The sequence below is a fragment of the Vibrio sp. M260118 genome (genome assembly GCF_036533755.1).
GTDB lineage: Bacteria > Pseudomonadota > Gammaproteobacteria > Enterobacterales > Vibrionaceae > Vibrio.
Map to the genome: position 1 here is coordinate 1 of NZ_JATABG010000141.1, position 8,483 is coordinate 8,483.

Here is an 8,483-nt window from a genome sequence, read left to right on the forward strand (position 1 = left end):
CGTCCGGATCGCCAAGTAGGTGTTGAACTTCTTCGTAACGCTCAACCAGGGTTTCTAGCTTAATAAGAATCGAGGCTTTCATAGTTTTCTTTAACTCAGGGGGTTATTAAAGTCGGTCACTCCAGCAAAAGGCTAAGAGTTATCCAGACCTAAACTTTGTCTAATTGTAGTCAATCTTGCAGGCTCACCTTTCTCGGCTGCACTTTGCAATGCGCGAGTTGGAGCGTGGATCAATTTGTTGGTTAGCTTGTTGCTCAGTTCAAGGAGAACTTTCTCGGCATCAGCTCCCGCTGCAAGAGACTGTAAACTTTTACTTAGTAACTCTTCGCGTATTTCATTCGCAGACTGACGATACTCACGGATACTATCCACCGCTTGCAGTGAACGCATCCACGACATAAATGCTGCACTTTCTTCACTGACAATAGCTTCCGCTTGAATTGCTTCAATCTTACGCTGCTCAATATTGCTATCGACGATAGATTGCAAATCATCAACTGTGTACAGGTAAGCGTCATTGAGATCGCCCACCTGAGATTCAATATCCCGTGGAACCGCAATATCCACTAGCAACATAGGTTGATAGCGACGCGCTTTGAGTGCGGTTTCAACCATGCCCTTACCGATAATAGGCAGCGGGCTCGCCGTTGAGCTGATCACGATATCTGCGCGCGGCAAAAACTCGGGGATCTCTGGCAAGCCAATGATCTCTGCACCAAACTGCTCAGCCAATGGCAAGGCACGCTCTTTGGTCCGGTTTGCAACAATCATATTACTGCAACCATTTGCCGCTAAGTGCTTAGCCACTAACTCAATAGTTTCACCTGCACCAACGAGCAACACCGTCGACTTCTCAAGCGATTCAAAAATATGTTTCGCTAATGTACAGGCCGCATAGGCAACCGATACGGCATTACCGCCAATGTCTGTCTCGGTACGAACTCGTTTCGCAACAGAGAAAGCTTTCTGAAATAGCTTCTCCATTGCAGAATCTACCGCTTTACTCTCACGAGAGTCAGAATACGCTTGCTTGACCTGACCCAATATTTGCGGCTCACCAAGAACCAAAGAGTCCAAACCACATGAAACACGCATCAAGTGACGAATAGCCGCTTGCTCCTCGTGGATATAGATGCTGGGTTTAAGATCCTCAGGGCTCACTTGGTGAAAGTGAGATAACCAATCGATCATTTTGCTCTTGCTACCGTTTTTTACATCGCAATAGATTTCGGTGCGATTACAGGTAGAAACAATCACACTTCCATTGACGTTAGGGTTTTGACTGAGCTGGTCTAACGCTTCAGGTAACTTTTCCGGACCAAACGCAACTTTTTCACGAAGCTCGACAGAGGCCGTATTATGGTTGATACCTATAGCAAGCAAAGACATTTATTATTGGTTCTCTGAATCAGGCAATGGATAAATAAGGTCGGAATTTTACTTTATGCCCTCTGTGAATGAAAGGGGAATAAGGATATGTTTTCTTGAGTTCGTGATTTCAATGATATAGTAAGCAGATACCTGGGTTAAAACTGGATAAATAATCACCAATGCCGCAACATTTTCGATCTATTTTTGTCCTGCTCTGCATGACTCTATTTTTGCACGGTTGTGCCACCATCGACAGTACAACCAACGTAGAGTGGCAAACCCACCAGCAGCGTCTTGCTAACATCAAGAGCTACAAATCTAATGGCAAGCTCGGTTATATCGCGCCAGAGCAAAGACAGTCGCTCAACTTCCAGTGGTCTCACTCGCCAACGTTAACCCAACTGCGCATGACCACGTTTCTTGGTCAAACTGCTCTAAACCTTAAAGCAACACCTGAAGGTGCAACCGTCGAAACCTACGATGATCAAACCTTCCACGCGTCGAGTCCTGAAGCGTTAATTCAACAGCTTACAGGTTTAAGCATTCCAGTTGAGCAGCTTAACGATTGGATGCTAGGTAGACCAACCCAAGCCGACAATTACCTGCTTAATGACACCAATACGCTCGCTTCACTAAGTAAGCAGGTTGGCACGCAAAGGTGGCAATTAACCTATTCTAGTTACCAAGATGTACTCATCGATGGTGTAGCCCTTCCACTGCCTAGGAAAATGAAGCTTGTCCAAGGCGAAACATCAATCAACATCGTTATATCCAAGTGGACCGTTAACCCATGATCACAGAAACCACGCACTGGCCTTCTCCGGCAAAACTTAATCTGTTCCTTTACATTACTGGACGTCGTGACAATGGGTATCACGAATTACAGACCCTGTTTCAGTTTCTTGACCACGGTGATGATCTCACTATCACAGCCAATGCCTCTGGCATAATTACACTCTCTCCGGAAATACCTGGTGTCCCATTAGAAGACAACCTGATATGGAAAGCGGCCACCGCATTGCAGAAACGCGCTGATTGTGGATTTGGTGCTCATATTGAGTTGAACAAGGTATTACCTATGGGCGGCGGTATTGGCGGAGGTTCTTCAAATGCCGCCACTACGCTGGTTGCACTTAATCATTTATGGCAAACAAATCTCTCAGATGATGAGTTGGCAGAGATTGGATTAGCACTCGGTGCTGATGTACCTGTGTTTACTCGAGGATTCGCCGCGTTTGCCGAAGGTGTAGGTGAAAAACTCACTCCAGCAGATCCAGAAGAAAAATGGTATTTAGTGGTACGTCCGGATGTTTCAATTGCCACTGTAAGTATTTTCACACATCCAGATTTAACCCGAAATACGCCAAAACGTTCCCTGGTAACGCTTCTTGACAGTGAATACGTAAACGATTGCGAAAAAATTGTTCGAATGCTGTACCAAGAGGTTGATAAGCAACTTTCTTGGCTGCTACAATACGCGCCGTCGCGGTTGACCGGGACTGGATCATGCGTTTTTGCCGAATTTTCGAGCAAAAAAGAAGCTGAAACGACCCTTAATAAACTGCCTGACAATGTCTCTGCTTTTATCGCAAAAGGGAGAAATATTTCTCCTTTACATGAGACACTGGCTAAGTACCGCTTAGCCCACTCACAATCTATTTAAAAACTGGACGCAACCCTGAGGTTTCCACCGTGCCTGATATGAAGCTATTTGCTGGTAACGCTACACCTGAACTAGCCCAACGTATTGCTGATCGTCTATACATCTCTCTTGGTGATGCTACTGTTTCTCGTTTTTCTGATGGCGAAGTCGCTGTTCAAATCAACGAAAACGTACGTGGTAGTGATGTTTTCATCATCCAATCTACTTGTGCACCAACTAACGACAACCTAATGGAACTTGTAGTGATGATTGACGCAATGCGCCGCGCTTCAGCGGGCCGTATTACAGCAGTTATCCCTTACTTTGGTTACGCTCGCCAAGATCGTCGTGTACGTTCGGCTCGTGTGCCAATCACTGCAAAAGTTGTTGCTGATTTCCTTTCTAACGTTGGTGTTGACCGCGTTCTAACTATCGACCTTCACGCAGAGCAAATCCAAGGCTTCTTCGACGTTCCTGTAGACAACATCTTTGGTACGCCAGTACTACTAGAAGATATGCAAGCTCGTGGCCTAGAGAACCCAGTTGTGGTTTCTCCTGACCTAGGCGGCGTTGTTCGTGCTCGTGCTACAGCAAAAGCACTAGGTGACATCGATATCGCAATCGTTGATAAGCGTCGTCCACGTGCAAACGTTTCTGAAGTAATGAACCTAATCGGTGATGTTGAAGGTCGCGACTGCGTGATCGTTGATGACATGATCGATACAGGCGGCACACTTTGTAAAGCAGCAGAAGCGCTTAAAGAGCGCGGTGCTAAGCGAGTATTCGCTTACGCGACTCACGCTGTATTCTCAGGTAATGCAGCACAGAACATTGGTAACTCAGTACTAGACCAAGTTATCGTGACTGACTCAATCACGCTACCTAAAGAGATGGAAGCAACAGGTAAAGTAACTTGCCTAAGCCTATCTCGCATGCTGGCTGAAGCAATTCGCCGCATTAGCAACGAAGAGTCAATCTCAGCGATGTTTAACTAATCATCCCTGAAGCTCCTTGAAAGCCCGCGAATATTCGCGGGCTTTTTTACTTCCACCTGTCACCACGACTCTACTATCATCCGAAGTCAACCCGGCCGAAGACATTTAGACGTCTAGAAGTTGACACGTCCAACCATTATACGTACCCTTAGCGCCCTTTTTAGCCTATTCAGACTTTTGTCATGCACGTTACTCCCTCAGCAAAGGCACTATTGCCTCTAATGCTATTCCTCACACTGTTTATTGGTGTCGGCAGCTATCTTACCCTCCAAGGCGTCGAATTCGCTTTCTACCAACTGCCAGCACCTGTTGCCGCATTACCGGCTATTATCCTTGCAATCCTATTGAGCAAAGAGAAGCTAAACAAAGCGATTGAACAGTTCATTCGTGGCGTCGGGCACGGCGATATCATCGCAATGTGCATCATCTATCTACTTGCTGGTGCCTTTGCTTCCGTAGCAAAAGCAACCGGAGGTGTCGATGCAACGGTCAATCTAGGGCTCTCATTTCTCCCACCTAGTCTTATATTGCCAGGCATGTTCTTAATTGCTGCGTTTATTGCAACCGCGATGGGCACTTCAATGGGCACTATTGCAGCACTCGCTCCTGTTGCGTTGGGCATTGCAGATACTACTGGGATAGATCACGCCGTTGCCGCTGGTGCGGTGCTCAGTGGCGCTATGTTCGGTGATAACCTATCGATCATTTCAGACACCACCATTGCTGCGACGCGCTCTCAAGGTTGTGAGATGAGAGACAAGTTCAAAGAGAACATATCAATCGCTCTCCCGGCTGCCATCGTTTCCCTAGCTTTGTTCGGTTGGTTGAGTGCGCCAAGCGAAATGCCTACGACAACAGATATTGAATGGTTAAAGGTTCTACCTTATCTGACCATTCTAATACTGGCCGTTTCTGGTCTGAATGTATTTGCCGTACTGACTATTGGTATTCTACTTGCGGGTTTTGTCGGCCTTTTCACTACGCCAGATTACTCTGCTACTCAATATAGCCAAGATATCTACTCTGGTTTTGGCAACATGCAGGAGATCTTCTTACTCTCGATGTTAATCGGCGGTTTAAGCGCATTAATGAAACATCAAGGCGGCTTGGTTTGGATCACTCAATCGCTAGGTAAAGTTTTACAATCAAGCAGCAGAAAAAGCGGTGAAATTGGCATCGCACTATTAGTCAGCCTAGTTAACTGCTGCACAGCAAATAATACCGTCGCAATTCTGGTATCAGGCAGTATCGCAAGAGAGCTCGCTGAAAAGCACGATATCTGCGCTAAACGCTCAGCAAGTTTACTCGATATTTACTCTTGCGTTATTCAAGGAATGCTTCCTTACGGCGCGCAAGTTCTTCTAGCAGGATCAATTCTCAAGCTATCTCCGTTAGAAGTAACTACTCACTCATATTATTGTTTCGCCCTCGCAATTGCCGCCTTAATAGCAATCGTCGCAAAACCGGCAAAAGCAAGACGAGCAACCTCAGCAGTCGCTTGTTCACAATAAACTATGCTATCATACCGCGCTTTTTGAGATTCCAAGAGAGATCCTAACCTTGAGTCAACAGATTAAACTTCTCGTCGGCCTTGCTAACCCTGGGCCTGAGTATGCGAAAACCCGGCACAATGCGGGTGCATGGGTCGTAGAAGAACTCGCCCGTATTCACAATGTAACATTGAAGAATGAAGCTAAATTTTTCGGTTTTACAGGGCGCATCATGGTTAACGGCCAGGATCTCCGTTTGCTTATCCCAACTACTTTTATGAACCTATCTGGTAAGTCTGTTGCTGCTTTAGCAAAGTTCTATCAGATTAAGCCAGAAGAGATCATGGTTGCGCACGATGAGCTAGATTTACCACCGGGTGTCGCTAAATTTAAGAAGGGTGGTGGCCATGGCGGCCACAACGGCCTTCGCGATACCATTAGTAAACTTGGTAATTGCAAAGATTTCTATCGTCTAAGGATCGGTATCGGCCATCCTGGACATAAAGACAGAGTCGCTGGATTTGTATTGGGCAAAGCTCCGGCAAAAGAACAAGAGCTTCTTGATGCAGCGGCAGACGAGTCTGTCCGCTGTTTAGACATCCTAATTAAGGACGGTCTATCAAAAGCACAAAATCGTTTACACACGTTCAAAGCTGAATAAGGTTACTATCATGGGTTTTAAATGTGGCATCGTTGGTCTACCAAACGTAGGTAAATCAACGCTATTTAATGCACTTACTAAAGCTGGCATCGAAGCGGCAAACTTCCCGTTTTGTACTATCGAGCCAAACACAGGCGTCGTGCCTGTGCCAGATCTTCGTCTAGACGCACTAGCTAAGATCGTTAATCCGCAAAAAGTGCTGCCAACCACGATGGAATTCGTTGATATCGCGGGTCTAGTAGCGGGGGCATCACGTGGTGAAGGTCTAGGTAACAAATTCCTAGCAAACATCCGTGAAACTGACGCGATCGGTCACGTTGTGCGTTGTTTCGAAAACGAAAACATCGTTCACGTAGCAGGTAAAGTATCACCTATCGAAGATATCGAAGTGATCAACCTAGAACTCGCGATGGCTGACCTTGATTCATGTGAGCGCGCTATCCAACGTAACGCTAAGAAAGCGAAAGGTGGCGATAAAGACGCGAAGTTCGAGTTAACCGTACTTGAAAAGCTACTTCCAGTATTAACTGAAGGTGGTATGGCACGTACAGTTGAGCTTGCTAAAGAAGAGCTAGCGGCTATTGGCTACCTAAACTTCCTAACGCTCAAGCCTACTATGTACATCGCGAACGTGAATGAAGATGGTTTCGAAGATAACCCTTATCTAGACGCTGTTCGTGAGTACGCAGAGAAAGAAAACAACGTCGTTGTTGCTGTATGTGCGGCTATCGAGTCAGAACTTTCTGAGCTTGACGATGAAGATCGTGAAGAATTCCTTGCAGATATGGGCATCGAAGAACCAGGCCTTAACCGAGTTATCCGTTCAGGTTACGATCTGCTTACGCTACAAACTTACTTCACTGCGGGTGTTAAAGAAGTTCGCGCATGGACAATCCCAGTTGGCGCAACGGCTCCACAATCTGCTGGTAAGATCCACACTGACTTTGAAAAAGGTTTCATTCGCGCGGAAGTCGTTGGCTACGATGACTTTATCGAGTTTAATGGCGAAAGCGGTGCGAAAGACGCAGGTAAATGGCGTTTGGAAGGTAAAGATTATATCGTAAAAGATGGCGATGTGATTCACTTCCGCTTCAACGTTTAATATCTCTTCAAGTCATTGACTTTAAAAGCCAGCACTTGTGCTGGCTTTTTTATTGCCAACGAGCAAAGAAACCAATTAACTCCTCAAACTGATGTCAATTTGTTATCAGTTTTCGATCATTAACACGCCTCTTTGTTTAAAAAGAAACCGAACGGTTGATTTCTGAGGATTTATTCAAAAAAACTATTGACGGCTTTGCCTCAACTTCGCATAATGCGCGCCGTTCCCAACGATAAGGCAACGAGTCGAAGAGAACAAAAATATGGTATGGCTACGTAGCTCAGCTGGTTAGAGCACATCACTCATAATGATGGGGTCACAGGTTCGAATCCCGTCGTAGCCACCATTCCTAAGTACTTTCTATGAAAGTCATTAGGAATAGATGCGGAAGTGGCGGAATTGGTAGACGCACCAGATTTAGGTTCTGGCGCCGCAAGGTGTGAGAGTTCAAGTCTCTCCTTCCGCACCATGTTTTATAGCTTTTGATAGCTATACCTGCAGGTCTATCGCCAAGCGGTAAGGCAGCGGCTTTTGATGCCGCCATTCCCTGGTTCGAATCCAGGTAGACCTGCCACTATTTATAGGTTCAATAGTGGTAAAGCATCATTTGATGCCCCATCTGTTGTCCCTGGTTGACTCCTTGTAGTCAGCCACTATTTATAGTATCAAGCCTAATTAAAAAATGGCTTGTCACTAAGAGCGCAACAGTTTATATTGTCTCGCTCACGAGTGGCTACGTAGCTCAGCTGGTTAGAGCACATCACTCATAATGATGGGGTCACAGGTTCGAATCCCGTCGTAGCCACCATTTACAATTTCATATGGCTTTTACCAATTAGCGGTATGAATACACTTTCTTTTTAGAAGAATTAGAGTTGCGGAAGTGGCGGAATTGGTAGACGCACCAGATTTAGGTTCTGGCGCCGCAAGGTGTGAGAGTTCAAGTCTCTCCTTCCGCACCATCTTTAAAGTCTCTTTTATTAGAGCACTGTAGGGCTATCGCCAAGCGGTAAGGCAGCGGCTTTTGATGCCGCCATTCCCTGGTTCGAATCCAGGTAGCCCTGCCACATTACAACTTCATAATGCTTTTACCAATTAGCGCTATGAATACAGATTAAGTTGCGGAAGTGGCGGAATTGGTAGACGCACCAGATTTAGGTTCTGGCGCCGCAAGGTGTGAGAGTTCAAGTCTCTCCTTCCGCACCATCTTTAAAGTCTCTTG

7 protein-coding genes and 7 tRNA genes are annotated in these 8,483 nt (G+C 46.0%); 13 read left to right on the plus strand and 1 reads right to left on the minus strand.

Translation table 11 applies throughout. The features are described from left to right. Positions 1–132 precede the first annotated feature (132 nt). Entirely contained in the window at positions 133–1,389 is a 1,257-nt protein-coding gene (gene hemA, locus QTO00_RS10215; RefSeq protein ID WP_331424683.1) for a glutamyl-tRNA reductase, read from the minus strand. A 161-nt stretch (positions 1,390–1,550) separates the two neighbouring features. Here hemA and lolB point away from each other — a divergent pair, with 161 nt between their 5' ends. The 13 genes from lolB to QTO00_RS10280 all read left to right on the plus strand — a co-directional run bounded on the left by lolB (position 1,551) and on the right by QTO00_RS10280 (position 8,467). Continuing rightward, a complete protein-coding gene (gene lolB, locus QTO00_RS10220) occupies positions 1,551–2,165 on the plus strand; it encodes a lipoprotein insertase outer membrane protein LolB (protein WP_331424685.1) in 615 nt (204 codons plus the stop codon). Beyond that, complete coding sequence (gene ispE, locus QTO00_RS10225; protein WP_331424686.1) at positions 2,162–3,034, plus strand: 4-(cytidine 5'-diphospho)-2-C-methyl-D-erythritol kinase; 873 nt, start codon at positions 2,162–2,164, stop codon at positions 3,032–3,034. Before lolB ends, ispE begins: the two co-directional genes overlap by 4 nt. Before the next feature lie 29 nt (positions 3,035–3,063). Further along, positions 3,064–4,008: a ribose-phosphate pyrophosphokinase gene (locus QTO00_RS10230; protein WP_038133791.1), complete on the plus strand. Its 945-nt coding sequence runs from the start codon at positions 3,064–3,066 to the stop codon at positions 4,006–4,008. Between the two features lie 182 nt (positions 4,009–4,190). Then, entirely contained in the window at positions 4,191–5,519 is a 1,329-nt protein-coding gene (locus QTO00_RS10235; RefSeq protein ID WP_331424687.1) for a Na+/H+ antiporter NhaC family protein, read from the plus strand. 49 nt (positions 5,520–5,568) lie between these two features. Then, the gene (gene pth / locus QTO00_RS10240; protein WP_331424688.1) at positions 5,569–6,159 is read left to right on the plus strand and encodes an aminoacyl-tRNA hydrolase; all 591 of its coding nucleotides are present in this window, start codon (positions 5,569–5,571) and stop codon (positions 6,157–6,159) included. Between the two features lie 10 nt (positions 6,160–6,169). Next, positions 6,170–7,261, plus strand: coding sequence for a redox-regulated ATPase YchF (gene ychF / locus QTO00_RS10245; protein WP_331424689.1), 1,092 nt, complete (start codon positions 6,170–6,172; stop codon positions 7,259–7,261). A 269-nt stretch (positions 7,262–7,530) separates the two neighbouring features. Continuing rightward, a tRNA-Met gene (locus QTO00_RS10250) sits at positions 7,531–7,607 on the plus strand. A gap of 38 nt (positions 7,608–7,645) precedes the next feature. Next, positions 7,646–7,730 (plus strand) — tRNA-Leu (locus tag QTO00_RS10255). A 30-nt stretch (positions 7,731–7,760) separates the two neighbouring features. Next, positions 7,761–7,835, plus strand: a tRNA-Gln gene (locus QTO00_RS10260). A 157-nt stretch (positions 7,836–7,992) separates the two neighbouring features. Then, a tRNA-Met gene (locus tag QTO00_RS10265) sits at positions 7,993–8,069 on the plus strand. 69 nt (positions 8,070–8,138) lie between these two features. Next, a tRNA-Leu gene (locus QTO00_RS10270) sits at positions 8,139–8,223 on the plus strand. Positions 8,224–8,253: 30 nt separating this feature from the next. Further along, positions 8,254–8,328 (plus strand) — tRNA-Gln (locus tag QTO00_RS10275). 54 nt (positions 8,329–8,382) lie between these two features. Beyond that, positions 8,383–8,467, plus strand: a tRNA-Leu gene (locus QTO00_RS10280). The last annotated feature ends 16 nt before the right edge of the window (positions 8,468–8,483 follow it).

Excerpts from the sequence above, each read along its gene's own strand:
- ychF (WP_331424689.1), top strand. The coding sequence starts at position 6,170 with ATGGGTTTTAAATGTGGCATCGTTGGTCTACCAAACGTAGGTAAATCA.
- QTO00_RS10235 (WP_331424687.1), top strand. The coding sequence starts at position 4,191 with ATGCACGTTACTCCCTCAGCAAAGGCACTATTGCCTCTAATGCTATTC.
- lolB (WP_331424685.1), top strand. The coding sequence starts at position 1,551 with ATGCCGCAACATTTTCGATCTATTTTTGTCCTGCTCTGCATGACTCTA.
- hemA (WP_331424683.1), bottom strand. The coding sequence starts at position 1,389 with ATGTCTTTGCTTGCTATAGGTATCAACCATAATACGGCCTCTGTCGAG.
- ispE (WP_331424686.1), top strand. The coding sequence starts at position 2,162 with ATGATCACAGAAACCACGCACTGGCCTTCTCCGGCAAAACTTAATCTG.